Annotated in this window: 23 protein-coding genes and 2 pseudogenes; 17 read left to right on the forward strand and 8 right to left on the reverse strand. The window is 69.7% G+C overall.

The features are described 5' to 3' along the window. The first annotated feature begins 8 nt into the window (after nucleotides 1–8). The 5 genes and pseudogenes from B4E97_RS01390 (at nucleotide 9) to B4E97_RS01405 (ending at nucleotide 5537) form a co-directional block, all read left to right on the forward strand. Nucleotides 9–1139 (forward strand): acyl-CoA dehydrogenase family protein, encoded by a 1131-nt coding sequence (locus B4E97_RS01390; RefSeq protein WP_286958400.1) that lies wholly within the window; start codon nucleotides 9–11, stop codon nucleotides 1137–1139. A 377-nt stretch (nucleotides 1140–1516) separates the two neighbouring features. Next, entirely contained in the window at nucleotides 1517–2296 is a 780-nt protein-coding gene (locus B4E97_RS01395; protein ID WP_286958401.1) for an acetyl-CoA hydrolase/transferase C-terminal domain-containing protein, read from the forward strand. Between the two features lie 37 nt (nucleotides 2297–2333). Continuing rightward, the gene (locus B4E97_RS01400; protein WP_286958402.1) at nucleotides 2334–4571 is read left to right on the forward strand and encodes an acyl-CoA dehydrogenase; all 2238 of its coding nucleotides are present in this window, start codon (nucleotides 2334–2336) and stop codon (nucleotides 4569–4571) included. 29 nt (nucleotides 4572–4600) lie between these two features. Next, nucleotides 4601–4798 (forward strand): annotated as a pseudogene (locus tag B4E97_RS19070) (hypothetical protein); the annotation flags it as partial. A gap of 265 nt (nucleotides 4799–5063) precedes the next feature. Next, nucleotides 5064–5537, forward strand: coding sequence for a hypothetical protein (locus tag B4E97_RS01405; protein WP_286958403.1), 474 nt, complete (start codon nucleotides 5064–5066; stop codon nucleotides 5535–5537). Between the two features lie 41 nt (nucleotides 5538–5578). Here B4E97_RS01405 and B4E97_RS01410 read toward each other — a convergent pair whose 3' ends face one another. The 7 genes and pseudogenes from B4E97_RS01410 to B4E97_RS01435 all read right to left on the reverse strand — a co-directional run bounded on the left by B4E97_RS01410 (nucleotide 5579) and on the right by B4E97_RS01435 (nucleotide 12466). Continuing rightward, nucleotides 5579–7024: a class I adenylate-forming enzyme family protein gene (locus B4E97_RS01410; protein WP_286958405.1), complete on the reverse strand. Its 1446-nt coding sequence runs from the start codon at nucleotides 7022–7024 to the stop codon at nucleotides 5579–5581. Nucleotides 7025–7026: 2 nt separating this feature from the next. Then, on the reverse strand, nucleotides 7027–8139 hold the full coding sequence (locus B4E97_RS01415; protein WP_286958406.1) for an acyl-CoA dehydrogenase family protein: 1113 nt from the start codon (nucleotides 8137–8139) through the stop codon (nucleotides 7027–7029). Then, nucleotides 8136–8702 (reverse strand): acyl-CoA dehydrogenase family protein, encoded by a 567-nt coding sequence (locus tag B4E97_RS19075; protein ID WP_376780922.1) that lies wholly within the window; start codon nucleotides 8700–8702, stop codon nucleotides 8136–8138. The genes B4E97_RS01415 and B4E97_RS19075 overlap by 4 nt, the downstream gene beginning before the upstream one ends. A gap of 57 nt (nucleotides 8703–8759) precedes the next feature. Then, nucleotides 8760–9392, reverse strand: a pseudogene (locus tag B4E97_RS19080) (acyl-CoA dehydrogenase family protein); the annotation flags it as partial. Nucleotides 9393–9441: 49 nt separating this feature from the next. After that, on the reverse strand, nucleotides 9442–10485 hold the full coding sequence (locus B4E97_RS01425; protein ID WP_286958408.1) for an acyl-CoA dehydrogenase family protein: 1044 nt from the start codon (nucleotides 10483–10485) through the stop codon (nucleotides 9442–9444). Further along, on the reverse strand, nucleotides 10482–11669 hold the full coding sequence (locus B4E97_RS01430; RefSeq protein WP_286958409.1) for an acyl-CoA dehydrogenase family protein: 1188 nt from the start codon (nucleotides 11667–11669) through the stop codon (nucleotides 10482–10484). The genes B4E97_RS01425 and B4E97_RS01430 overlap by 4 nt, the downstream gene beginning before the upstream one ends. Next, complete coding sequence (locus B4E97_RS01435; RefSeq protein WP_286958411.1) at nucleotides 11666–12466, reverse strand: enoyl-CoA hydratase/isomerase family protein; 801 nt, start codon at nucleotides 12464–12466, stop codon at nucleotides 11666–11668. Before B4E97_RS01435 ends, B4E97_RS01430 begins: the two co-directional genes overlap by 4 nt. A 139-nt stretch (nucleotides 12467–12605) precedes the next feature. On the opposite strand from B4E97_RS01435, the gene B4E97_RS01440 reads away from it, so the two are divergent. The 12 genes from B4E97_RS01440 to B4E97_RS01495 all read left to right on the forward strand — a co-directional run bounded on the left by B4E97_RS01440 (nucleotide 12606) and on the right by B4E97_RS01495 (nucleotide 24128). Then, nucleotides 12606–13532: an SDR family NAD(P)-dependent oxidoreductase gene (locus tag B4E97_RS01440; protein ID WP_286958413.1), complete on the forward strand. Its 927-nt coding sequence runs from the start codon at nucleotides 12606–12608 to the stop codon at nucleotides 13530–13532. Beyond that, nucleotides 13529–14731, forward strand: coding sequence for a Zn-ribbon domain-containing OB-fold protein (locus tag B4E97_RS01445; RefSeq protein ID WP_286958414.1), 1203 nt, complete (start codon nucleotides 13529–13531; stop codon nucleotides 14729–14731). The genes B4E97_RS01440 and B4E97_RS01445 overlap by 4 nt, the downstream gene beginning before the upstream one ends. Continuing rightward, nucleotides 14728–15888 (forward strand): thiolase C-terminal domain-containing protein, encoded by a 1161-nt coding sequence (locus B4E97_RS01450; RefSeq protein ID WP_286958416.1) that lies wholly within the window; start codon nucleotides 14728–14730, stop codon nucleotides 15886–15888. The genes B4E97_RS01445 and B4E97_RS01450 overlap by 4 nt, the downstream gene beginning before the upstream one ends. Nucleotides 15889–15891: 3 nt before the next feature. Continuing rightward, a complete protein-coding gene (locus tag B4E97_RS01455; RefSeq protein ID WP_286958417.1) occupies nucleotides 15892–16350 on the forward strand; it encodes a Zn-ribbon domain-containing OB-fold protein in 459 nt (152 codons plus the stop codon). After that, entirely contained in the window at nucleotides 16347–17534 is a 1188-nt protein-coding gene (locus tag B4E97_RS01460; RefSeq protein WP_286958418.1) for a thiolase family protein, read from the forward strand. The genes B4E97_RS01455 and B4E97_RS01460 overlap by 4 nt, the downstream gene beginning before the upstream one ends. A 46-nt stretch (nucleotides 17535–17580) precedes the next feature. Further along, on the forward strand, nucleotides 17581–18081 hold the full coding sequence (locus tag B4E97_RS01465) for a MaoC family dehydratase (RefSeq protein WP_286958419.1): 501 nt from the start codon (nucleotides 17581–17583) through the stop codon (nucleotides 18079–18081). A 28-nt stretch (nucleotides 18082–18109) separates the two neighbouring features. Then, nucleotides 18110–19759 carry an AMP-binding protein gene (locus tag B4E97_RS01470; RefSeq protein ID WP_286958420.1) on the forward strand — a complete coding sequence of 550 codons (1650 nt, stop codon included), beginning with the start codon at nucleotides 18110–18112 and terminating at the stop codon, nucleotides 19757–19759. Continuing rightward, nucleotides 19756–20532 carry an SDR family NAD(P)-dependent oxidoreductase gene (locus B4E97_RS01475; RefSeq protein WP_286958421.1) on the forward strand — a complete coding sequence of 259 codons (777 nt, stop codon included), beginning with the start codon at nucleotides 19756–19758 and terminating at the stop codon, nucleotides 20530–20532. The genes B4E97_RS01470 and B4E97_RS01475 overlap by 4 nt, the downstream gene beginning before the upstream one ends. Before the next feature lie 42 nt (nucleotides 20533–20574). Continuing rightward, the gene (locus B4E97_RS01480) at nucleotides 20575–21384 is read left to right on the forward strand and encodes an SDR family NAD(P)-dependent oxidoreductase (protein WP_286958423.1); all 810 of its coding nucleotides are present in this window, start codon (nucleotides 20575–20577) and stop codon (nucleotides 21382–21384) included. A gap of 128 nt (nucleotides 21385–21512) precedes the next feature. Continuing rightward, a complete protein-coding gene (locus tag B4E97_RS01485; protein ID WP_286958424.1) occupies nucleotides 21513–22688 on the forward strand; it encodes an amidohydrolase family protein in 1176 nt (391 codons plus the stop codon). Between the two features lie 88 nt (nucleotides 22689–22776). Then, nucleotides 22777–23283: a nuclear transport factor 2 family protein gene (locus tag B4E97_RS01490; protein WP_286958425.1), complete on the forward strand. Its 507-nt coding sequence runs from the start codon at nucleotides 22777–22779 to the stop codon at nucleotides 23281–23283. A 47-nt stretch (nucleotides 23284–23330) separates the two neighbouring features. Continuing rightward, a complete protein-coding gene (locus tag B4E97_RS01495) occupies nucleotides 23331–24128 on the forward strand; it encodes an SDR family oxidoreductase (RefSeq protein WP_286958426.1) in 798 nt (265 codons plus the stop codon). Nucleotides 24129–24219: 91 nt separating this feature from the next. Here the strand turns inward: B4E97_RS01495 and B4E97_RS01500 are convergent, their stop codons facing one another. Beyond that, nucleotides 24220–24867 (reverse strand): TetR/AcrR family transcriptional regulator, encoded by a 648-nt coding sequence (locus B4E97_RS01500; RefSeq protein WP_286958428.1) that lies wholly within the window; start codon nucleotides 24865–24867, stop codon nucleotides 24220–24222. Nucleotides 24868–24912 lie beyond the last annotated feature (45 nt).

The following is a 24912-nucleotide window of genomic DNA, read 5'->3' on the forward strand; positions in this document are numbered from 1 at the left end:
GGTGACCCGTGACGACGCCTGAGAGCTTTCGGGCCGAGGTTCGTGCGTGGCTGGCAGGCGCACCCCGACCCGCCGGCCTGCACGACTACGGTCCGACACCGACCCCCGACGACATCGACGCCGGGCGAGCCTGGCAGGGCATGCTCGCCGAGGCTGGATACGCCTGCCTGCACTGGCCAGCCGAGCACGGTGGACGTGAGGCGTCGGTGGCCGAGCAGGCCGCCTTCGCCGAGGAGTGCGCCTTGGCCGACGTCCCGCGACAGTTCCATCTCGTGGGTCCGGACCTGGCCGGCCCGGTTCTCATGGCCTTCGGCTCCTCGGCCCAGAAGGAGAGCCTGCTCGAACCGATCCGCACCGGTGAGCACCTGTGGTGCCAGCTCTTCTCGGAGCCGGGCGCCGGGTCCGACCTCGCCGCTGTGCGAACCAAGGCGGTCGCGGTCGCCGACGGCTGGGTGATCGACGGGCAGAAGGTGTGGACCAGTGGGGCGGCGGACGCCCAGTACGGTCTGCTCCTCGCGCGAAGCGGCGGGCCTGGCCACGGCGGGCTCTCGGCCTTCGTGGTCCCGATGGACGCCGACGGCATCACGGTCCGCCCGCTCCAGCAGATGAACGGTGAGAGCAAGTTCAACGAGGTGTTCTTCGACGGACTGCACCTGTCGACCGACGCGCTCCTCGGCGAGGAGGGTGCGGGCTGGGCCGTGGCCACCGCGACGCTCGGTCGGGAGCGGCTCTCTCTCGGGGCCAACGCCGTGGGCATGCTCAAGGCACTGGAGGAGATCGTGACCGAGGCCGGGCAGCGCGGCCGGCTCGACGACCATCTCAGGCTCGAGGTCGTGGACGCGTGGCTCGGCGTGTGGTTGCTGCGATCCACGTGGGAGCGGGCGATCGCCGAGGGCGCCCCCCCGGGGGGGCCCGCCTTCTCCGTGCTCAAGATGATCAGTACGCACACGTACCAGGCCATCGGGGATCTCGGGATGGAGGCGCTCGGGCTGGACGCCCTCGCCTCGGAGCACGACGAGCCGCTCGTGGACCGGATGCTCGTCGCGCACGCCCAGACCATCCTCGGGGGCACGACCGAGATCCAACGGAACATCCTCGGTGAGCGGATCCTCGGGCTACCGCGTGAGCCGCGGGCATGACTCACCGCACGAGTGCGTGGTCGGACATCCTGTGGCCAGGTGTCCGCGTCGCCGTCGGTGATGGGATCGGTATGCCGGGCGCGATCCTCCCGGACCTGGCCGCAGCTTCACGCGAGGTAGGCGACGTCCGGTTGCTGCTGGGATGGCTGCCTCAGCCGCACGACGGACTCGATCCCACGGCCTATGCAGACGTTCGGACGACCATGGGTGGGTGGGGACTTCGTCGCCCGATCGACGCTGGCGTCGTGCATGCTCCGGCCGTGCGTCTGTCCGCCGTCCCTGCACTCCTCGCGGGACCCTGGCGCCCAGACGTGGTCGTGGTCACGGCTGTGCCCGGCCCTTCGGGGAGCCTGACGCTCGGGACCGAGGTCTCCTGGTTGCCGGCCGCCATCGCCGGCGGGGCGACGATCGCGGCCGTGGTGAACACCAACCGACCGAGGTGCGCCGTCGGCCCGCCGCTGCCCGCGGATCAGGTGCTCGTCGTGAGCGAGTCCACGGACCCTCCCCTGAACCTCTCTTTCGCAACACCCAGCGACAGCCACCGGGCGATCGCAGAGCGGGTGGTGGATCTCCTCCCGCAAGGGGCGCGGCTGCAGGTGGGTCCCGGCGCGCTCGGCACCGCCGTCCTCGACGCCGTGCGTGCGCCGGTGGCGCTCGACTCCGGGCTGCTCCCTGAGGCGGTCGTCGACCTGGATGAGCGGGGGCTGCTCGTCGGCGAAGCCGTTGCCACCTATCTGGCCGGTGGGCCGCGACTCGTCGAATGGGCCGACGGGCGATCCCTGCTCCACCCGTTGGAGCACACCCACGATGCCACCAGGCTCTCGACCGGCACCCCGCTGGTGGCCGTGAACACCGCGTTGGAGGTCGACGAGCAGGGCCAGGTCAATGTCGAAGGATTCCCGGGCGCCAGCGTCGGCGGAGTGGGCGGCCATCCCGACTATGCCGTGGCAGCCACCCGATCTGTAGGGGGGCTGAGCGTCGTCGCGGTGACGTCGGAGCATCAGGGCAGGCCCACACTCGTCGACCGGCTCTCGGCCCCGGTCAGCACACCCAGCCACGACGTCGATGTCCTCGTCACCGAGCGAGGATGCGCCGACCTGCGCGGACTCGACCGGCACGAAAGGTCACGGGCGGTCCGCTCCTTGTGGGACCTGTGACGACCACCCCCATCTCGCCAGAACGACGGAGGAAGCCATGAGCATCAATCAAGTTGGCGTCGCGGACACCGAGGACCAGGCGGCCCTGGTCGAGGCTGTGAGCGGAATGCTCGCCCGTGACTGGAGCATGTCGGCGTTGCTCGACCCGGCTAGGCGGGAAGCACCGGACGACAGGTCCCTGTGGCCGTCCCTCGCTGCGCTCGGGCTGGCAGGTCTCCCCGTCCCCGAGGCGCAGGGAGGGTCCGGCGGCACCTGGTCCGACCTAGCGGTGGCAGGGGAGGTCTTGGGGGGGAGCGTGGCGCCGACCCCCATGATCGCTGTGGCCGGCGCGCTGGGCGCACTTGTCGGCCAGGGCGGTGTCGAGTCGGAGTCGCTCTTGGCGGCGATCTGCGAGGGGGCCGTCGTGCCGACGATCTCGTGGACGGCCGAAGGACTGTCCGGAGTGTCTGCGGTCCGTCACGGTGACAGCCTTGTCGTCGACGGCGAGCTCGGTGCGGTCGTGGGAACGAGCTGGGACGAGCTTCTCGTCCTTGCCTCCAGCGATGAAGGACCGATGCTGCTGACCGTGTCGGCCGGCGAGGGCGTGCAGTCGACCGCGCTGGAGTCGCTGGATCTGACGCGAGCGGTGTCGCGCGTCAGGCTGAGGTCGGCTCGCGGCACCGTGCTGGCTACGGGTGACGCTGCCGAGGCGGCCGTTCGTCGGGGTCGGGCGAGCGCCATCGTCGCGCTGGGCGCCGAGCTCACCGGGATCCAGGGCCACTGCCTCGAGTCCTCGGTGGCCTATGCCATGGAGCGCCATCAGTTCGGGCAACCGATCGGATCGTTCCAGGGGATCAAGCACCGGCTGGCCGACGTCCTGGCCGGCGTCGAGCTCTCTCGGGCCACCGTGCGACACCTCGGCGATCTGCTCGACAGCGATGTCATCGATGTCGAGGCCGTCGAGGAGGCGGCAGGTCTGGTGCTGGCCACCGTCGTGCCAGCTGCTGTGACGTCCGGGAACTCCTACATCCAGGTGCTGGGGGGCATCGGCTACACGTGGGAGCACGAGGCTCACCTGTACTACCGACGGGCCTGTGCGGCCCAGGGCCTCTTCGGTGGTCCGGCCGCCGGACGGGATGCCCAGCCCTTCGGTAGCGGACGGCAGGATGCCGGGGGAGCGGTGTCCACTTCCCTGGCCGACTTCGCCGCGCTCGTCGACGAGGCGCTCCCCGCGCACCGGGCAGAGCACCCCACCGACGACTATCCCTCGCGCCTCGCGTGGCAGCAACGGCTCCACCAGGCCGGCTGGATCGCGCCTCACTGGCCTCGCGAGCACGGGGGCAAGGGCCTCGGCATCGTCGACCAGGTGGAGTACGACAGGGTTCTCGGGAGCCGGCGCGCACCGGTCACCTTTGCGGGTGTGCTAGGCCTCAACAACGTGGCCCCGACCCTGATGCGGTTCGGGACGCCCGAGCAGCAGGAGCACCTGGCGCGCATCCAGTCGACCGAGGAGATCTGGTGCCAGGGGTTCTCCGAGCCGAGCTCGGGAAGTGACCTCGCGTCGTTGCGGACCCGGGCCAGGATCGAGGGTGAGGGGGACGGTCGGGAGTTTGTGATCGACGGCCAGAAGGTCTGGACCTCCGAGGGCATGGAGGCGACTCACTGCCTGCTCCTTGTCCGCACGAACCCGGATGCTCCGGCCCACAAGGGCATCTCCGCTCTCCTCGTTCCTCTTGACACCCCGGGGATCACCCGCCGACCGATCACCCAGATCACGGGGGAGGGGGGCTTCGCGGAGATGTTCTTCGACGAGGTGCGTGTCCCCTGGTCGGCCCTGCTCGGTCCGCTGGACGAGGGATGGATGGTCACGATGACAACCCTGGCGTTCGAACGAGCCGGGGTCATCATGATGGCCAGTCGACTCGAGCAAGAGGTCGAGGACGTCTTCGCCGAGCTGGATGGTCGTGAGATCTCCGACAGCGCGCGCCTGGCGCTCCTGGACCGGCTCGTCGACGCTCGGACCCTCGGACTCCTCGGCCGACGCGCGCTCGGAACCATCGCTCGCCGAGGTGCGCCCGGCCCGGAACACTCGGTGATCAAGCTGGTCTGGTCACGGGTCGCCCAGCAGATCGCAGACACCCGGCTCTCGGTGGCCGGTCCGCTGGCGCTGGCGGGTGACGAGGGTCAGGGCGCACGGACGGGCGCCCTGGGTTCTCGCGCCACGACGATCGCCGGGGGGACGACGGAGGTCATGAAGAACATCCTGGCCCAGCAGGTCCTGCGGCTGCCGCGCTGACGCACGCCCCTACGTGAGATGGAGGTGTCATGAAGGTCGCTGTCTGCTACACGGGGAGCGTGGGCTCCCAGGTGATCCGCCTGCTCCTGTCGCACCCCGAGCACGAGCTGGTCGGCGTCCTGGTGCAGGACGAGGCCAAGCATGGGCTCGACGCCGGTGACATCGCGGGAGCTCCTGCGTGTGGTGTGGTCGCGACCACCCGCGTGGACGACGTGCTGGCCGCATCCCCCGACTGCGCGTTGTGGCACGGCGTGGTGTGGGACCGCGAGGTCGTCGCCCGCTTCCTCCGGTCGGGGGTGAACGTCTACATCGGGATGGCTGGCTTCCCCATTCCCCTGAGCGAGGACGACTACCTGCTGACGGCGTGCGCCCAGGGCGCCTCCAGCCTGGCCAGCGGAGGCAACATCCCCGGTCTGATCAGTGACGTGCTGCCGCTCTTCCTGAGCGGCTACACCGGCAACATCCAGCGTCTCGAGGCGACTCAGCGCAACCATGTCGCTGACTACCCGTCAGCGCTGCAGCTGCGCGAGTACCTCAGCAAGGGGGCTCGGCGAGACGATCATCAGCGGCAAGGAGTACGCCGTGACGCCGGTCGGCGTCGTGCTCCCGGCAAGCGGGCTCGACGTCCCGGCCGGCACCGTCGCCGGGGTCCGTTGGACCTTCACGAGCACCACCGACGCCGGTGTGCCCTTCCTGCACGTGGTCAACGAGCAGACGGTGGTGCTCGGCCTGGGCGCGGTGTGGCGAATGTCTCACGAAGAACCCAGCTGGACGGTCGAGATCCATGGCGATCCGGCGATCCGTTGCCAGCTGGCGATCCACCCGGGCTCGAGCGGCGCTGATCCCGCTGCGGGCCTCAATGCCGCTCGAGCCGTGAACTTCATCCCTCGGCTGAGCGCTGCCGCGCCAGGATTCGCCTCGGTCCTCGACGTGCCGGCGCCACGCGGCTTCCTCGCCGGCTCGTGATGACGCCAGGGTGCTGGCGGCCTGCGGGACAGACCTCCGCGCTAGGGGTGGATCGGCGTCCAGACCGACTGCGACCTGACGGCGGCCTTGTCTACCTTGCCGGCGGGATTGCGTGGCAAGGGGTCCGAGCGCAGGCACAGGAGCTCGGGTACCTTGAACGCGGCGAGGGACTCGCGGGCGACGCGTACCAGCTCCGACGCATCGAAGCTCATGCCGGATCGGGGGACGACGCAGGCGCCGACCCGGCCCCCCAGCCGCTCGTCGGGCACCGCCACCACCGCTGACTCGCCCACGGCGGGGTAGGCGGCCAGCGCGGCCTCCACCTCCACGCTGTAGACGTTCTCCCCGCCCCGGTTGATCATGTCCGTGCGTCGGTCGAGCAGGTGGACGCGGCCCTGCGGGTCGATCCGGACGATGTCGCCGGTGTGCAACCAGCCGTCGACCATCACTCTCGCGGTGTCATCGGGGCGGCCCCAGTAGCCGGACATGACCTGGGGTCCCCGCAGGATCAGCTGACCGATGCCCGCCTCCGCCTGCGGCCCGAGCAGCCGCAGCTCGGTGCCGGCCACGGCAGTGCCGACCGACCCGGAGTGGGCGAGGGCGTCGTCATCCTGGAGTCCGGTCACGCACGGCGCCTCGGTGAGACCGTAGCCGGGGGCCAGCCGGGCGTTGGGGAAGGCCTCGCGGAGCGCCTGCGCCTGGGCAGGGGGCGTCGGCGCGGCTCCGTAGCTCACGATGCGCACCCCGCTGACATCGAGGCCGACGAAGTCCGGGTGCCGCAGCGCCTGCCAGAACATCGCCGGAACACCGTTGAGGACCTCGACCCGCTCCTCCCTGATGGCATCGACCCACGCACCCACCTCGAAGGCCGGCATGATGGCGACGCTGCCGCCGCTCACCAGCGCGGGGATCCACTGCATGCCGCACGCCAGGACGTGAAACAGCGGAGCGGCGACGAGTGAGCGAAGGCCGTCGGTGGGAGCGAGTCGATAGGCCAGCCGCACCTGCTCCGCAGATGACAGCAGCGCTCGGTGCGAGAGCATCGCTCCCTTGGGTGCCCCGGTCGTTCCGCTGGTGTAGAAGAGCGCGGCGAGGGACTCGGGGTCGGCGTCGTCGACCTCTGTCGCTCGCCCCCTCGGTAGTTCCCGGTCGATGACGATCCGGGCGCCGCTGTCGGCGATGATGTGGGCGCGCTCCGGGCCCGTGAGTCGCGGATTGAGAGGGACGGGGACGCCGCTCGCGAGCAGCGTCCCGAGAAAGGCCAGGGTCCAGGGGGCTCCGTTCGGCAGGGCCACAGCCACCCGGTCACCCGGTCGAACCCCTCGGTCCACGAGTCCTCCGGCAACTTCGCTCGACGCCTGCCACAGGTCGGCGTAGGTGAATCGGTGACCCCCGGCGAGGTCGACGACCGCCTCGGCGCCGGGCGCCCGCGAGACGGTGGCGCGGACCGCCGCGACCAGCGACGGTGCGACGTTGATCCCCGACATGGTCACACCCCCAGCCGCGAGAGCAGCCGTTCCGCGGTGACTCCGGGTCCCCCGAGCAGCAGCTGGGACGACTTGGCGCGCCGGAAGTAGAGGTGGGCCGGATGTTCCCAGGTGAACCCGATGCCACCGTGCACGTGGATGTTCTCGGTCGCGGTCATCATCGCGGCCTCGGAGCAGACCAGGTGGGCGACGGCCGCCGAGACATCGGCCGGGGCACGGTCGGGCTCGCTGTCGGCGGCGTGGGCCGCCTCGATGGCAGCTGCGCCCGCCAGCTGCACCCTGGAGTACATGTCGGCGCACCGGTGCTTGACGGCCTGGAACGAGCCGATCTGGCGGCCGAACTGGACCCGGTCCTTGGCGTAGGCCACGCTGGCGTCGAGGCAGGCACGTGCTGCGCCGACCTGCTCGGCGGCCAGGGCGACCATCGCTGCGTCGAGGACCGCGTCGAGCACCGGCTCCGCGCCACCCTGTGTCCCGATGAGCCGGGCGCGAGCCCGGTCGAGGCGGAGGGAGGCCACCCTCCGGGTGAGGTCCAAGGTGCGCAACGGCGTCCGCTCGACCCCATCGGTCTCCGTCAAGAGGAAGAGGGACGGGCCCTCGGGAGCCTGCGCCGCCACGACGAGGACGTCGGCGGCGGCCCCGTCGATGACGAGGGTCTTGACCCCGGTGAGCTCCCAGTGGTCGTCGTTCGGCACCGCTCGTGTCTCGAAGTCCGTGGTCCGCCAGCGACCGTCACCCTCGACCAGCGCCAGGGCGGCCAGCGTGGTCCCGTCCACGATGCCCGCCAGACATTCCCGGGCGACCGCGTCGGAGCTGTGGATCAGCGCTGACCCGGCCAGGACGACCGTGCCGAGGAATGGGGTGGGGGCCAGGGTGCGACCCAGCTCCTCGAGGACGACCGACTGCTCGACGGCGCCGTAGCCGGCGCCTCCCAGGCCCTCGGGAACGGTGAGCGAGAAGGCCCCGAGCTCTGCGAGCCGTGACCACAGCCTCGGATCGTGGCCCAGCTCGCTGTCCATCGCGACTCGCCGGCCGGGTTCGTCGGCGAGCCGGTCGAGGAGATCGCCGACGCTCCTGCGCAGGTCGGCTCGTTCGTCGGCTGTGGTCCCGGTCATGATCCGCTCCGTGACGTGCGCTGGTCCCGATAGGGAGTGGTCGAGTCGCTGCTCGGTTCCTTCGGGAGGCCGAGGACCCGCTCGCCGAGGATGTTCTTCATGATGTCCTCCGTGCCGCCGAGGATGCGCAGGGCAGGTGTGGACAGCAACAGCTCGTTCCACGAGAAGGCTCCCCACGCGCCCGTGTCCGCGATCAGCCGTGGACCGACCACCTCGGCTGCGAAGTGTGTCGCACGGGTGATGTTCTGGGAGTACATCAGCTTGGAGACCGAGGCCTCGGGTCCGGGCTCTCCACCGGAGATGAGATGGTCGAGCGCCTGCCGGTTGAGGTAGGACGTCGCCATCTGGTCGGCGGTGAGCTCGGCCAGTCGGCGTCGCGACGCGGAGTCCTCCGACAGGCCGTGCTCGCGCAGGAGCGCGCTCAGGAAGGGCAACGACACCGCCCGGGCCGCGGGCCCGGCCCCTTCCGACCCCACGCTGGCTCGCTCGTTCAGCAACGTGGTCAGTGCGACTCGCCAACCGCCGTCGACCTCTCCGAGCCGATGGGAGTCCGGGACCCTCACGTCGGTGAGGAACACCTCGTTGAACTCGGCGCCGCCACTCATCTGGCGCAGGGGTCGGACGTCCACCCCCGGCGATGCCATGTCCACGAGCAGCGCGGTGATGCCCTTGTGCTTGGGCTGGTCGGGGTTGGTGCGGCAGAGGGCCAGACCGACCTGGGCATGCTGTGCCACGGAGGTCCAGACCTTCTGACCGTTGATGACCCACTCGTCGCCGTCACGGACAGCTCGGGTCGACACGTTGGCGAGGTCCGAACCGGCCGACGGCTCGCTGAACAGCTGGCAGGCGATGATCTCTCCGGCGTACAGGCGCGGAAGGTACTCAGCCTTGGCCGCCTCGGTGCCGTGCGCCAGGATCGTCGGTCCGATCATCCCGAGACCGATGAGCGAGAGCACCCCGGTGTCCGGCACCTCGTACTCCGCCTCGATGGCGTCGTAGACCAGGTCGTGCACCGGCGTCAGGCCTCGGCCTCCGAACGCTGCAGGGCCGGTGATCCAGCCCAGTCCCGCGGCGTACCTCGTCTGCTGCCAGTCCCGCGCGGCGGTGACCTCTTGTGCGTTCTCCTCTCGACCGGCATCCCCGAAGTAGGTGATCAGGTCCTCGCCCTCGCCCCATGCGAGCTGCGTGGTCTCGGGTCGTCTGGGCGCTGCCACGTCCAGGAAGGCACGAACCTCCTGCGCGAATGCCTCCATGTCGTCGGGCGCTGTCGTTGGGGGCTGGTCGGTCACGTCCTGCTCCTCGTCAGATAGATGCGATGGGGTATGCCGCGGTCCCGGTGAGCAGCGAGTCGCCGAGGGACTCCTCCAGCCGGGCCTGTCCTCCGAGCAGCAGGTCGAGCGCGGCGGCTCGGGTCACGTGTCGGTGCATCGGGCTCTCCATGGTCAGTCCCATGGCGCCGAGAACCTGGACGCCGGTGCGCATGACCTCGGCCTGTGCACGCCCGGCGCGCGCCTTGGCGGCGGCAGCCGCCCACCCGGTGGGAGCCTCGGGCGAGGCCTCGCTCATGAGGACCGCCCAGGCTGCGTCCAGGAGGAAGGAGGCGGACTCGATGGCCACGTGGGCCTCCGCGAGGCGGTGGCGGACGGCTTGGAAGGACCCGATGGCTCGACCGTACTGATGCCTGGTGGTGACGTGCTGGACGGCGGTGCGTAGGGCCGCGTCGCACACACCGAGGATCTCCGACGACAGGGCAAGGCGGCCAAGGGCGAGCCCCGCTGTCCAGTCGACGGCCTGGGCGTCCCAGGATCGGTCCGCCGACTCCGGAACCGGGTCCTCGGTATCGAGCAGGAGCCACCTCGATCCAGGATCGAACCCGGCAGAGGGGCCGCACCGCTCGGTGATCCAGGTGGCAGGGACCGGGCGCAGCAGCACGCGCTCTCCATGACACCCGGGCACCAGGACCAGCGCGTCCGGTGACGGGGTGTCGAGCAGCAGTCCCCGGACACCGACTCTCTCCCGAGCGCCGGGGCGAGCGGCGTCGTCATCGGGGTGGGGGAGCAGCAGCGTGGTCTGTCGCTCGGCCGCAGGGAGTCCGCCGCCGAGGAAGCGGAGCATGCTGTCGGACAGGGCGTTCGTGCTGGCCAAGGCCGACCCCTGGGCCCGGAACAGCAGGCTCGTGGCCGTGGCAGCGTCCTCGGCCTCCACCTCGGACCAGCCGAGGGCGTCGAGGGCGGCGCCCACGCTCGGGCCGGAGGTGTTGTCGGCAAAGAGCTTGGTCAACGAGTCGGCGAGCGACGCACGGGTCTCGTGGTCGAGCCCGCCTGGCGCGGGTGTGCGCGACGTCATCGTGCCAGCTCCTTCGGTAGGCCCAGGACGTGATCCGCCAGGATCGTCCGTTGCACCTCGGCCGAGCCCCCGAGGATCGTGGCGGAGCGGCTGTACCACCACTCGGCGCGCCAGGCCCGTAGCCCGGGATCCTGGGAGAGGAGGAAGTCCGGTCCGAGCAGATCCCTCGCGAGGTCGTGGAGGCCCTGCTCGGCCGCGGCGAGCAGGACCTTGTCCACGCTGGCCTCGGGACCCACGGTCTCACCGGCGGCCAGCCGCCGCACCGTCTGCGAGCTGCGGGCCCGCAGGGTGACGATGTCGAGGTAGGTGGCCCCGAGTTGTCGCCGAGCACCGTCCGGGATCGGAGCGCTCCGGGCGACGAGGAGGTCGCGGAGATCGGTGAGGCGGCGGAGGGCCACCGCCGCGCTCTGCCAGGCGAACATGGCCCGTTCGTACTGCAGGAGGAACATTGCGACGGTCCAGCCCTGGCCCTCCTCGCCCACGAGCCGGTCGGCCGGGACGATGACGTCGTCGAAGAAGATCTCGGCGAGCTCGTTGTCGCCGCTGGCCAGGGCGATCGGCCGGGCGGTCACGCCCGGTGAGTCGACATCGATCATGATCATCGACAGGCCACGGTGCCGTGACTCGGTGCTGCCGGTGCGCACCAGGGCGACGAGTCGACGAGCCGTGGCGCCGTGGCTCGTCCACAGCTTCTGCCCCGACACGACGTAGTGGTCGCCGTCGCGCCTGGCGCGGGTCCGCAGCGCCGCGAGGTCGCTGCCGGCATCGGGTTCGGAGAAGCACTGTCCCCACCACTCCTGGCCACGAAGGTAGGCCGGTGCGTAGCGTGCGGCCAGGTGGGGTGAGAAGGCGGTGATGGCAGGGCAGAGAGTCTCGAGAAGCAGATGCGGCTCGGGCACCGGCAGCCCGGACCGAGCGAGCTCGTCGTAGAGGATGCCCCGGTGACGCTCGTCGCCACCCAGGCCGCCGACCTTCTCGGGCCAGCCGTAGAGGTTCCACCCGCCATCCCCGGCGAGGGCACTCATCAGCGCAGCGTCCTCGGCGATGCGCGTCTCCGTGCTGACGTGCTGGCGGTCCCGGAACCGAGCGAGCTCGGGCGCCGCGGCGAGGTGCGCGCGGAGCGCTGCGCGGTACTCGTCGGGATCGACGGCAAGGGTGGCCGAGGGACCAGGTCTGTCGCTCACGCGTCGGCCTTGGCCGCTCGAGACGCGGACCGGTCCAGGAAGGCCTTGACCAGGTCCTGGTGCTCCCGGGTGTCGAACGCCGCGAACTCCTCCTGGAGCGCGTACTCCAGAACACCGGCGATGGCACGCTTCATGTGCATGTTGAGGGCACGCTTCGTGCTCTGGACCGCCTGCGGTGGCTGCGCTGCCAGTCTGTCGGCGAACGCCAGTGCGGCGTCCATGAGCTGAGCGTCAGGGACCATGCGGTTGGCCAACCCGAGATCCACGGCCTTGGCGGCGGGGATCCGTTCGCTGGTCAGGAGGTACTCCTTCGCCCGCAGCATCGACATCATCATCGGCCAGGTGGGGGCGCCGCCGTCGGCGGCGGTCAGCCCCACCCCCACGTGCGGGTCGGCGATGAATGCCGACTCCGCCATGATCACGATGTCGCTCGCCACAGCCAGGTTGCACCCCAGCCCGACGGCCGGGCCGTTGACCGCGGCCACGACCGGGAGGGGGAAGTCGATGATCTCGGTCAGCAGTCGGCGAGCTCCGTCGATCTCACGACGGCGCGCCTCACGGTCGTCCCACAGCTCGACGAAGTGGTGGAAGTCTCCCCCCGCGCTGAAGGCCTTGCCCGCACCGGTGAGGACCACAGCACGGGCGTCGAGGTCGGCAGCGAGGTGGCGCCAGACCTTGATGAGGGCGCCGTGCAGGGCTTCGTTGGTCGCGTTGAGGTGCTCGGGCCGATTGAGCGTGACGATCCGCACGGCACCGCGGGATTCGACGAGCAGTTCAGGAGCGAAGGGATTGTCCATGGGTCCTCGAGTCCTCCGGGAAGGCAGTAGATCTTCATCAGAACCCCAATTGACGAATATGTCAAGAACCGGCTAGCCTCGCTGGCGTACCCCCAATCTTGTGCCGGGGGTCTCCCGCCGATCAGCGAAGGAGTACGGCATGGCGTCTGAACGTCTGCTCGAGGGCAGGGTCGTCATCGTGACCGGTGGTGGGCGGGGCCTCGGTCGAAGTCATTGCCTGGAGCTGGCGTCTCGCGGTGCCACGGTGGTCGTGAATGATCTTGGCGTGGGGGTGGGCGGTGAGGGCTCTCGAGAGGATCCCGCCAGCGAGGTCGTCGACGCCATCACCGCAGCGGGCGGCGTGGCCGTGTCGGGCGAGGGGTCGGCCAGCGACTGGGGGGCCATGGAGGCGCTGGTGGCCTCGACCCTCGATCGGTTCGGCCGCCTCGACGGAATCGTCAACAATGCTGGGATCCTGAGGGACGCGACCATCACGAACCTGGGGGAGCAGGACTGGGACGCGGTCATCGACGTCCACCTCAAGGGCACGTTCACGCTCACGCGCCATGCCTGCAACCACTGGCGCAGCGAGCACAAGGCCGGGCGTCCTGTCTCGGGCCGCATCATCAACACCACGTCTGGCGCCGGCCTGGCCGGCAACGTCGGGCAGGCGGCCTACTCGGCGGCCAAGGCCGGCATCATCGCCCTCACGCAGGTCACCGCCATGGAAGGCGCCCGCTACGGCGTGACGGCGAACGCGATCTCGCCGATCGCGGCCACGCGCATGATGGCCAACCTCGACCTCCCCACCAGCCACGACGACGGCTGGGACCCCCTCGACCCCGCGAACGCCTCTCCGGTCGTGGCATGGCTGTGCTCAGCGGCGTCCGGATGGATCACCGGGCAGGTGCTCCGCATCGACGGGAACACCCTCATCGCCATGGAGCCGTGGAGCGGCGGTAGGTCTGTGCGAGCGCGGAGCGGGGAGCGCTTCGACGCGAGCGAGATCGACCTCGGCCTCCGGCGGGCTCTCGGTGCCTTCCCCGGGGGGCTGGCAGCACTGGGGTCCCCCGCGGTGACGCGATGAGCACGCTGCAGGGGATCGGCACCTACCTGCCGGTGTGGGTCGATGGCCGACGCCGGGTCGCCGGTGCCGACGAGGACGCACTGACCCTCGCGGTGGCGGCGGGGAGGGCCGTCCTCCATGGTGAGGGTGTGCCGGACGACTACGTCACCAAGGTCGTCCTGGTCACGCGGGACCTGCCCCTCGTCGAGGGCGGCAACGGAGCCGCCCTGCTGGCCGGGCTCGGTCTGGCCAGGGGGGTCTCGGTGGTCGAGCAGGTCGGGGGAGCCCCCGACGTGCTCGACGTCATCTCCGGGGCGGAGCCCAGGACGCTCGTGCTCGCGGCCGACCTCGACCCCGCGGGTGCCGGCGCCTGCCTGGTCGGCCCCGATGGTGCCTCCGAGGCGACGCTCAGCCTGCTCGGCCGGGTCACGCGGAGCCTGCCCGTCACGAGTCGTGGCCGGGACGGGATCCGCTGGGACTACGACGATCCCCGGTTGATGCTCGAGCGCGGGGCCAAGGTCGCGCTCGCGGAGCTCGACCTGGGCAAGGTGCCCGATGTCGTCGCGGGACTGGGTGCCAAGCCCGCCGGTGCGCTTTCGGCCGGCACGGCGCCCCTCCTACCCACCACTGGAGCGAGCGCCGCGGTCTTTGCCCTGGCCGCCGCCCGGTCGGGTGATGTCGTCCTGGCCTCGGAGCAGGCCAGCGCCGTTGCCGCTGCGCTGACCGCCACCCCTCCGGTCCATCGCGACGAGGCGGCGCTGCGAGAGGTGAGCCGGACGCGCGCGACCCCCGGACCGGACATCGGCATCTCCCTCCCGGCATACGACCGGGCCTTCGACGCCAAGGTGAGATGGGAGGCAGGCCGCTGTGATGCCTGTGGCCACCTGGCCATGCCACCGCGGTTGCGCTGCACCCGATGCGGCTCGGAGGACGGCTGGTCGCTCGAGCCACTTCCGCGGACCGGCGTGGTCTACAGCAAGGTGGACATCCACGTACCCGTGCCTGGACGTGCCACGCCGTACTCCCTGGCCATCGTCGAGCTCGACGGCACCGACGTGCGCACCCTGGTGACCGTGACCGGAGCGCCTGCCGGATCCGTGGACATCGGGGACCGGGGCACGCTCGTGCTCCGGCTGGTCGACACCCGATCCGGCGTGCCCGACTACGGTCATGCGCTGCTGCCCGAGAGTGTCGTCGATCCAGAAGGAGAGAGCGCATGAGACGCGTCGCGATCGTCGGGGCCGGCATGACGGCCTTCAAGGAGCATTTCGACCTCGGTATCAAGGATCTCGTCCCGATGGCGGTCACCGAGATGGCCGCGAGCGTCGACAAGGGACTGGACCGAGCCGACATCCAGGCCGCCTGGTTCGGCGAGCTGACAACGACCGACGGCTTCCCCTCCGGGATCCTCGCCGACTCGTGCGACCTGCTCGACATCCCGGTGACCAGGGTCGAGAACGCGTGTGCCACGGGCAACGACGCCGTGCGCAACGCCACCTTCGCCGTAGCCTCCGGCGCCTTCGACGTCGCCCTCGTGGTCGGGGCTGACAAGGTGCGCGAGTCCTCGTCGCGCTCCACCTTCTGGGAGTGGGCCAAGCTCACCCGCGATGTCGCGTGGGACTACCCGGTGGGCCTGGTCGCCCCCGCGAACTTCGCTCTGCACGCGGCCAGATATCTGCACGAGTCTCCCGCCACGCGCGAGCACCTGGCCATGGTGGCGGTCAAGAACCACAAGCACGCCGTGCCCAATCCCAAGGCGCAGCTCCGTTACGAGATCACCATCGAGCAGGTCCTGAAGGCCCCGATGGTCGTGGCTCCGTTCGGGTTGCTCGACTGCACACCACAGAGCGACGGTGCCGCCGCCCTGCTGCTGGTCGCCGAGGACGTCGTCGACAGGTACACCGACGCCCCTGTCTGGGTCCGTGGCGTCGGCCTGGGTTTGGACCGGGTGATGCACCAGCACAAGGCTGACCTGACGACCTTCCCGGCCACCGTGAAGGCGGCCAAGGCCGCCTACGCCATGGCCGGCGTCGGTCCGGACGACATCGACCTGGCCGAGGTGCACGACTGCTTCACCGCTGTCGAGCTCATCTCCTACGAAGACCTCGGCTTCACCGAGCAGTTCGGCGCCGCGGCCTACGTCGCGAGTGGCGCCACGACCGTCGGGGGCGCGCGGCCGGTCAACGCCAGCGGAGGGCTCAAGGCCAAGGGCCACCCGCCGGGCGCCACGGGGGTGGCGCAGTGCGTCGAGCTCTTCGAGCAGCTGCGGGGCGATGCCTCCAACCAGGTCGACGGCGTTCGCACCGCCCTCGCCCACAACATCGGGGGACCCACCGCGGTCTCGGCCGTGACCGTCCTGTCCAGCCAGAAGGGTTGAGCCATGCATACCTACGTCAGGCCTGAGCATCGACTCGCGCCCCAGCCGACCGCAGAGTCCTCACCCCTGTGGACGGGTGGCGAGCGCGGCGAGCTGCTGATCAATCGGTGCCGCGGGTGCGGCCACTTCTTCCACCCCCCGGCCCCGGTGTGCTTCCGCTGCCGCAGCGTCGATGTCGCCCCCGAGCCGACGTCCGGGCGCGGCGTCGTCGCGGCATACACGATCAACCACCAGACGTGGCTCCCAGGCATGCCGCCTCCGTATGTCGTCGCGATGATCGAGCTCGTCGAGGACCGAGACGTACGGCTCACGAGCAACGTGGTGGGCGTGGACCGGGAGGACCTGCGCGTGGGCCTCGAGGTCGAGGTCTTCTTCGAGAGGTGGGGCGAGGCCGACGACTCGGTGTGGATCCCGCTGTTCCGCCCGTCGTCCGCGGTAGTAGTCCAGGGAGCGTCGGCATGAGCCGCGGAGGGCCCTTCGAGGGGCGGGCCGTGATCACGGGGGCAGGTAAGTCCCAGGTGGGGCGCCGACTCGGCCGGACCGGGCTCGACCTCACCGTCGAGGCCTGCCTGAGGGCCATCCAGGACGCCGGGCTGACCGTTGACGACATCGACGGCGTGGCCAGCTACCCCGGTGGCGAGGGGACCCCAGGATTCTCGGGGGCGACGACGATGGAGCTCCAGAACGCGCTGGGAATCTCGGCGACCTGGTACATGGGAGGTCTCGAGACCGCCGGGCAGATCGGCCCCGCCATCGAGGCATGCATGGCGGTGACGCTCGGCCTGGCCAGTCACGTCGTGGTCTTCAGGTCCGTGTGGGAGTCGACCGCCCAGGCCGGCGGCAACCGGGCCTCCACCTTGGCAGGGTCAGCGAAGGCGAGCGGGCACCTCGAGTACTTCGGGCCGTTCGGGGCCATGTCCCCGGCCAACTGGTTGGCGATGCCGGCCCAGCGCTACATGCATGACTTCGGGCTGACCCGCGAGCATCTCGGTGCCATCTCGCTCAACGCACGCTCTCACGCCGGGCGCAACCCTGACGCTGTCTACCGGGACCCCCTCACGATGGAGGACTACCTTGCGTCACGCATGATCTCGGAGCCGTTCTGCCTCTATGACTGCGACGTGCCCTGCGACGGCGCGACAGCCGTCATCGTCTCGCGGCGCGAGGCCGCCAAGGACCTGCCGCGCGCACCGCTGACCGTGGAGTCGGTGGGGACGGGGATGCTGGAGCGCGCGACCTGGGACCAGCGGCGTGATCTCACCACCATGGCGGCCCACGACGCTGCCGCGACCATGTGGGAACGCACCTCGTTCGGCCCCCAGGACCTCGACCTCGCCCAGCTCTACGACGGCTTCAGCTTCCTCACCGTGCAGTGGCTGGACGCCCTCGGCTTCTTCCCCCACGGAGGCGCCGGGGACTTCATCGGCGATGGCGAACGCTTCGGGCTCGGCGGGTCACTGCCGATGAACACCAGTGGCGGACAGCTCTCCGGCGGACGCCTGCACGGCATGGGATTCCTGCACGAGGCATGCGTCCAGCTCTGGGGCGAGGGCGGGGAGCGCCAGGCCCTCAACGACCCACAGCTCGCCGTCGTCGCCGTCGGTGGCGGCCCGGTCGCAGGATCCCTCCTGCTGAGCAAGGACTGACCCGATCCACGACCCCCTCGCGAGCAACGAGAGCAAAGGAGCCATCGTGCCCGACATCATCGACCCTGCCACTGCACCAGCCGGCATCACGGTCTATCACGGCGTGGAGGACCTCGTCGCAGCCGTAGGAACCGAGCTCGGACCCTCGGCGTGGCTCGCCATGGAGCAGGCCCGCATCGACCTGTTCGCCGACGCGACCGAGGATCACCAATGGATCCACGTCGACACCATGAGGGCAGCAGAGAGTCCCTATGGCGAGACGATCGCCCACGGGTTCTTGACGCTGGCCCTGATCCCGCACTTCATGAGCTCGTTGAGACGGTTCGACGGGGTTCGCATGGGGATCAACTACGGGCTGGACAAGGTGCGCTTCCCGACGGCAGTGCCCAGCGGTTCCCGCGTTCGAGGACGCATGCGTCTGGATCAGGTCGACCCGCTGCCTGACGACGGTGTCCAGCTCACGACCACGATCACCGTGGAGGTCGAGGGACAGGACAAACCGGCGTGCGTGGCCACCCTCCTCAGCCGTTACTACTTCAACCGATGACCGTTCACGACGAGGCGGAGCCGTGCCCATGAGCAATGACGTCACCCTGGGGTCCTGGCCCCCCCACGACCCACGAACGGTCACCGCGGCGGACTGGACCTGGTTGGTCCAGGGCCGCACGTGGTGCGGCCTGGTCGCCGAGCGGGCCGCGACCGCCGGGGATGACCTCTTCCTCCTCGACGAGCACGGGGCCCGGATGACGTTCGGCGAGTTCGCGGCCCGGGTGGACCGAGTCGCTGCGGCCTTGGCCGCCGAGGGCATCGGCCCCGGCTCCGTCGTCGCCTGGCAGCTTCCCACGCGGGTCTCGTCCGTCCTCGTCCTGGCTGCCCTGCGCCGCCTGGACGCGGTGCAGGCACCGATCATCGCTCTCTACCGCGAGCGCGAGGTCACCGTGTCCCTGGAGTCCGTGGGCGCCGAGTACTTCATCGTGCCGGGGGAGTGGGGAGGGTTCGACTTCACCGCTATGGCGCAGCACATCGCCGCGGCCGGCGGGCCCGCGCCCACGGTGATCACGGTGGGGCTCGAGGCACCTGAGGTCGACGACACGTCGACCCTGCCCCGGGTGCCCGACGCCGAGGAGGACCGAGACCAGGTCCGGTGGATCTTCTTCACCTCCGGCTCGTCCGGGGTTCCCAAGGGTGCTCGTCATACCGACGGGACGATCCTGACCGGCGGGACGGCCTTTGCGGGGATCGGTGGCATGGGTCGGCGAGCCGACGAGGTCTCGGCGATGGTATTCCCCGTCGCTCACATCGGCGGAGCCCTGTACCTCATCACGTCCCTGTCCGCAGGCTTCCCCGTCCTGGTGCTCGAGTCGTTCCACCCGGCGCAGGCCCTGGCCGAGTTCCGCAAGCACGCGGTGACGAGCACGGGGGGTGCACCCGCCATGTATGCCGCCCTGATGGCCATGCAGAAGGGGTCCGCGGAGCCGCTGCTGCCTGATCTGGAGCTCCTCAAAGGCGGCGGTGCTCCGTCTCCGCCGGAGTACGTGGCGGCAGGGCAGGAGATCCTCGGCGCGATCATCGCCCACGACTACGGCATGACCGAGGTGCCCATGATCGCGGTCGCGGACCCCGCCACCGATCCCGCCATCCTGGCGCTGACCGACGGGATGGTCATCCCAGGCAACGAGGTCAGACTCGTGGATCTCGACGGCAATCCCGCGGCCGAGGGGGAGGACGGACTCGTCGAGGTCCGGGGTGAGGCCGTGTGCAAGGGCTACACGGACATCACCAAGAACGCCGAGAACTTCACCGACGACGGGTGGTTCCAGACCGGAGACCTGGGACGAATCCACCCCACCGGCCACCTCGAGGTCGTCGGACGCATCAAGGAGATGATCATCCGCAAGGGGGAGAAGATCGCGCCGATGGAGATCGAGGAGCTGCTGAGCAGGTACCCGTCCGTCGCCGAGGTGGCGGTCGTCGGGCTCCCCGATGCCGAGAGGGGCGAACGCGTGTGTGCCGTGGTCACGCCCGCCCCCGGATGCAGGCCCCCCACGCTCGTCGAGCTCACGACCTACCTGAGCGAGCAGGGCCTGATGAAGCAGAAGCTGCCCGAGCAGCTCGAGATCGTGTCCGAGCTGCCCCGTACCGGCCTGTCCAAGGTGGCGAAGAGCCAGCTCCGGTCGCAGTTCGGCCAGCAATCAGTTCCCCACAACGAAGGAGAGCAGTCGTGAAGATCGATTTCAGTGAAGACGTCGCAATCGTCACCGGCGGTGCAGGTGGCCTGGGTGAGGCGACCGTTCGTGCCCTTGTCGAGTCCGGGTGCGGTGTCGTCATCGCGGACATGAACGACGACAAGGGCGGGGCGCTGGCCCGAGAGCTCGGAGCCACGGTGCGCTACGTGAGGACGGATGTCCTCGACGACGATGCTGTCGGTGGCGCCGTCGAGGCGGCGAAGGAGCTGGGCATCCTCAGGTACGCCGTGACCGCGCACGGCGGTTTCGGAGTGGCCGACCGCGTCGTCAACCGCGAGGGCCGGCCGGCACCGATGGAAGGCTTTCGCAAGACCGTCGACCTCTACCTCAACGGCACCTACAACGTCATGCGTCTCGTGTCCGCAGAGGTGGCGCAGGCCGAGCCCAACGAGGACGGCGAACGTGGTGCGATCGTCACCACAGCCAGCATTGCGGCCTATGAGGGCCAGATCGGACAGACCTCCTATGCCGCCGCGAAGGCGGGTGTCGTCGGGCTCACCCTCGCGGCCGCTCGCGACCTGAGCGCCGCCGGGATCAGGGTGGTCTGCATCGCTCCCGGGACGATGAAGACTCCCATCATGGAATCGGTGGGGGCCGAGATGCTGGCCAAGTTCGAGGCCGCCGTGCCCTTTCCCAAGCGACTCGGGGAGCCGTCCGAATACGGCGCGCTCGTGGTACATGCGCTCGCCAACCCCTATCTCAACGGCGAGGTCATCCGTCTCGACGGAGCGCAGCGTTTCGGTCCGCGCTGACCTGAGGTTGCCGCACACCGGGTCTGACGTTAGTGTCAATTCATGACTGAAGAGCTCGCTGGAAAACGTGCCCTCGTCACGGGCAGCAGCTCCGGGATCGGCGCCGGGATCGCCCGTGCGCTGGCCGCGGAAGGGGCGTCCGTCATCGTGCACGGCCGCGACCAGGGTCGCGCCCGGGAGGTCGCGGACGGCATACGCACGAAGGGCGGGACCGCGGAGGTGGTGACCGCGGACCTGGCCTCCGAGGCGGGAGCTGCCGAGCTTGCGGCCGCCGCCTCGGAGGCGTTCGGCGGGATCGACATCCTGGTGAACAACGCCGGGGGAGCCTCCGATGGGCCGGTCAAGTCGTGGTTCTCCGTGCCTTTGGACGAGTGGTCGGTCAGCTATCAGCGCAATGTCCTGGCTGCCGCCAAGCTGATTCATTGCCTGGCTCCGGGGATGAAAGAGCGTGGCTGGGGGCGGGTGGTCCAGATGGCCACCGCTGCAGCGACGATCCCGACCGCAGCCCAGCCGGAGTACGGGACGGCGAAGGCCGCGATGCTGAACATGAGTCTCGGGCTCTCGAAGGCGTTGGCCGGGTCCGGCGTCACCGTCAACGCCGTCTCTCCGGGGATGATCCGCACCCCTGGGCTCGATGACTTCCTGCGTGACTTCGCCGAACGCCGGGGGTGGGGTGACGACACGAGCAAGGCGGCCGACTACATCCTCAAGGGCACGGGGCAGACGGTGCACCGCATCGGCACCGTCGAGGACGTGGCTTACGCGGTCATCTGCCTGGTCAGTCCTCGAGCCGACTTCCTCAACGGTCTGAACCTGCACGTCGACGGAGGCGGTACCGCGAACCTCTACTGAGCCGGCGATGAGAGGGTCGCCGACCCGCGGTACGGCTGTTCCGATGGCCCGAAACCTGGTGACGAAGTCGTCAAAAACAGGTAGCGTATGGATACGAGAGCTTCACCAGACAAAGGAGTCTGAGCCTGATGCCACTACAAGACCACCACCAGATCGTGTCCGTCGACGACCACCTCATCGAGCACCCGAGGGTGTGGCAGGAGCGGCTTCCGGAGGCGCTCAAGGAACGCGGGCCGCGGATCATCGAGAAGGACGGCAAGCATCAGTGGGCCTACGACGGCAACATCTACCCCACGATCGGTCTCAACGCCGTCGCCGGGAAGCCGCCGGCTGAGTGGGGCCTGGATCCCTTCCGTTACGAGCAGATGGTTCCGGGGTGCTACGACCCCGTAGAGCGGGTCAAGGACATGGACACCGACGGGGTGCAGGCCGCCCTCTGCTTCCCGTCCTTCCCAGGATTCGGTGGCAACATCTTCCACCGCGCCTCTGACAAGGACCTCGCGCTGCTGTGCGTCCAGGCGTGGAACGACTTCAACGTGGACGAGTGGTGCGCGGCCGCCCCGGACCGGCTCATCCCGATGTGCATCATCCCCATGTGGGACATCGGCCTGGCCGTCGAGGAGGTACGACGTGCGGCGGCCAAGGGTGCGCGCACGGTCACCTTCCCCGACAGTCCCGTTCCGCTGGGCCTCCCGAGCTTTCACAACGACGCCTGGGAGCCGTTCTGGACAGCCTGCGAGGAGACGGACATGGTGGTCTCCTTGCACTTCGGGTCGAGCGGGCACGTCCCCGGCTACTCGTTCTCGACGATGCAGGCGGTACCCGGTCAGATGACGATGCCTGACGCACCCTTCGCCGTCGCGATCGCGCTGTTCGCCACGAATCTCATGTGGAGCACCGTCGACCTGCTCTTCTCCGGCGTCCTGCAACGACACCCCAACCTGAGGTTCTCCCTCGCCGAGGGTGGGATCGGGTGGATCCCGTACATCCTCGAGCGATGCGACTTCGTGTGGGACCGTCACCGCCACTACATGCACAACATCGACTTCGACGCCCGCCCGTCGGACCTGTTCCGCAAGCACATGTGGGGGTGCTTCATCGACGACGAGTTCGGCGTTCGCAACCTGGACGTCATCGGCGCCGACAAGGTGATGCTCGAGATCGACTTCCCGCACTCGGACTCGAACTGGCCGAACAGCCGCAGGCGGGCGGCGGAGGTGCTCGCCACGGTCCCCGACGACGTCGTCACCGCCATCACCGAGACCAATGCCCGCGAGCTGTTCAGATTTCCCCGCGTCGGCTGACCTGCGTCAGGTCCTCTCCGCCGGCCCACGTGGCCGCGAGAGGACGCGGGCCTGAACCGTGGCCGTCAACACCTGCGAGAGGCATCGTATGAGCACCCACGTCGACGTGAGCGACGTCGAGCGCGTCCTGGCCGCGTACACCTCCCTCGGGGACTCTGGCCGGGTCGAGGACCTGGCGGCGCTGTTCGGTCATGACGGCACCCTGGAGGTCGCGGGGTTGGCTCTCGAGGGGCCTGCAGCCATCGCTGGATTCCTCAGGACGATGGGGCGGGAGATGGCCGGTGCGGGCGGTCTCCTGCCCGGCTATCATCTCGTCGGTCGGCGGCGCGTGGAGGTTCACGGCCCCGCCGCGGCGATCTCGAGCAGCACCTTCGTCTTCATGGCTCCGGGCGGGCCGGACCACTGGGGCACCTACCGTGACGACCTGACCCGGGACGAGGACGGGTGGCGCTTCGTCAAGCGGTCGGTGGGCTTCGACGGGTTCACGGACTCGTCGACGGCCCGCTCGATCGTCGACGGGGTGCGGGCTCGAGCGCGCGACGATCGCGGAAGGCGTGATGGCCCGTCGTCTGCCGACCCGGTGCGCCGTCGATGACGACCCGCTCGACCTGAACCGTCGTTCGCCGAAGAAGGAGCTGGGACATGGAGCTCGGGATAGCTGGACGCACCGCCCTCGTCGTCGGCGGCAGCAAGGGGATCGGGCTGGAGGTTGCGCGCCTGCTCGCCGCCGAGGGGAGCAGGGTGGCGGTCGTGGCTCGCACCCCGAAGCACATCGATCGTGCCGTGGACCAGATCAGGTCGAGCGGCGGAGTGGCCCTGGGTGTGGCGGCCGACATGACGACCCAGCAGGGCATCGAGTCCGCCGTCTCGACGGTGACGTCCACCTTCTGCGCACCCGACATCGTCGTGACCCAGGCCGACTTCCACATGCGCGGCTTCTTCGCCGAGATCGAGAACCGGGAGGCGTTCGTGGAGTCCTACCGCGCCTACACGCTGAGCCAGGTTCACATGCTTCATGCCGTGCTCCCGTCCATGGCCCAAGGTGGATGGGGTCGCTTCGTGCACATCGGCTCGGCGACCGCGAAGGAGCCGCAGATGAACCCTCCGCACACCGTCGCCAATGCCACTCGACCAGCCACCGTGGGCCTGCTGAAGAGCGTGGCCGACGAGTATGCGCGGCACGGGATCACGATCAACACCGTTGCGCCCGGATGGATCGGCACCCGGACCACCGAGTGGTACCTGACGGAGCACGAGGGACTCGCGGACGTGGACGCGAGGAAGCGCTGGCTGATCGAGACCGCCGGCGTCCCAGCAGGGCGTCTGGGCGACCCCCGGGAGATCGCGTCGACCATCGCCTATCTGTGCTCGGACCTGGCTGGATACCTCACGGGGCACTACATAGCGGTGGACGGCGGCCACCACCGTTCCGCCTTCTGATCGCCAGCGCGGGTGGGGGGCGCAACCCGCCCCGCCGTGCGCGGCCTCGAGCCTCGGGTCGGACGGATGCCCGAGCGTTCGGGCGGGCACGTCACGCCTGGCCCACGCCGCGGTGGATGATCGAGGCGAGGGCTTGGATGACGTCGTCACGGGCCACACCGAGGTCCTGGACGGTGACCTGGAACCAGGCGCGGTCCAGCGCGGCGAGGGCCGTGAGGCCGAGGGCCTCGGGTGCACTCGTGGGGTCCTGCTGGCGGGCCCTCAGGTGCATCCCCAGCAGAAAGGACACGCGCAGCTGCATCCTCGTGCTCAGGGTGCGGACGTCGGTGTCGGAGGGGCCGGACGAGGCCGACGAGAAGATGAAGGATCCATGGCGGTCCATGAACGCGAAGTAGGCCTCGACCCACTCCACGATGTCCGCCAGCGCAGGCGTCTTGGGCAGGGTGTCCCAGCGGGCGATGACCTCGAGGATCTCGTCGTAGGCGGTCTGCCCGAGCAGGTTGAACACCTCTCGCTTGTCCTTGAAGTAGGTGTAGAACCCCGCGCGTGAGATGCCGCAGGCGTCCGTGATGTTGTTGATCCTGGTCCCGGCGTACCCACGCTCGAGGAAGAGCTTGCGGGACGCCTCGAGGATCGACTCGCGCGTCCGTTGTGCCCGCCAGCCCAAGGTGTCCTCGCTGGAGACGCCGTCCGCGAAGGACTCGCTGGGGTGGGCCCCGGTGGTCTGGGCTGCGGTCACTGAAACGTTCTCCTGACGTCGACGGGGGCTTCGGGCCTGCTCGAC

It is taken from the genome of Arsenicicoccus sp. UBA7492 (assembly GCF_002479615.1).
Classification (GTDB): Bacteria; Actinomycetota; Actinomycetes; order Actinomycetales; family Dermatophilaceae; genus Arsenicicoccus; species Arsenicicoccus bolidensis.

Excerpts from the sequence above, each read along its gene's own strand:
- B4E97_RS01400 (WP_286958402.1), top strand. The coding sequence starts at position 2,334 with ATGAGCATCAATCAAGTTGGCGTCGCGGACACCGAGGACCAGGCGGCC.
- B4E97_RS01405 (WP_286958403.1), top strand. The coding sequence starts at position 5,064 with ATGTCGCTGACTACCCGTCAGCGCTGCAGCTGCGCGAGTACCTCAGCA.
- B4E97_RS01410 (WP_286958405.1), bottom strand. The coding sequence starts at position 7,024 with ATGTCGGGGATCAACGTCGCACCGTCGCTGGTCGCGGCGGTCCGCGCC.
- B4E97_RS01415 (WP_286958406.1), bottom strand. The coding sequence starts at position 8,139 with ATGACCGGGACCACAGCCGACGAACGAGCCGACCTGCGCAGGAGCGTC.
- B4E97_RS01425 (WP_286958408.1), bottom strand. The coding sequence starts at position 10,485 with ATGACGTCGCGCACACCCGCGCCAGGCGGGCTCGACCACGAGACCCGT.
- B4E97_RS01435 (WP_286958411.1), bottom strand. The coding sequence starts at position 12,466 with ATGGACAATCCCTTCGCTCCTGAACTGCTCGTCGAATCCCGCGGTGCC.
- B4E97_RS01440 (WP_286958413.1), top strand. The coding sequence starts at position 12,606 with ATGGCGTCTGAACGTCTGCTCGAGGGCAGGGTCGTCATCGTGACCGGT.
- B4E97_RS01445 (WP_286958414.1), top strand. The coding sequence starts at position 13,529 with ATGAGCACGCTGCAGGGGATCGGCACCTACCTGCCGGTGTGGGTCGAT.
- B4E97_RS01450 (WP_286958416.1), top strand. The coding sequence starts at position 14,728 with ATGAGACGCGTCGCGATCGTCGGGGCCGGCATGACGGCCTTCAAGGAG.
- B4E97_RS01455 (WP_286958417.1), top strand. The coding sequence starts at position 15,892 with ATGCATACCTACGTCAGGCCTGAGCATCGACTCGCGCCCCAGCCGACC.
- B4E97_RS01460 (WP_286958418.1), top strand. The coding sequence starts at position 16,347 with ATGAGCCGCGGAGGGCCCTTCGAGGGGCGGGCCGTGATCACGGGGGCA.
- B4E97_RS01470 (WP_286958420.1), top strand. The coding sequence starts at position 18,110 with ATGAGCAATGACGTCACCCTGGGGTCCTGGCCCCCCCACGACCCACGA.
- B4E97_RS01480 (WP_286958423.1), top strand. The coding sequence starts at position 20,575 with ATGACTGAAGAGCTCGCTGGAAAACGTGCCCTCGTCACGGGCAGCAGC.
- B4E97_RS01485 (WP_286958424.1), top strand. The coding sequence starts at position 21,513 with ATGCCACTACAAGACCACCACCAGATCGTGTCCGTCGACGACCACCTC.
- B4E97_RS01490 (WP_286958425.1), top strand. The coding sequence starts at position 22,777 with ATGAGCACCCACGTCGACGTGAGCGACGTCGAGCGCGTCCTGGCCGCG.
- B4E97_RS01495 (WP_286958426.1), top strand. The coding sequence starts at position 23,331 with ATGGAGCTCGGGATAGCTGGACGCACCGCCCTCGTCGTCGGCGGCAGC.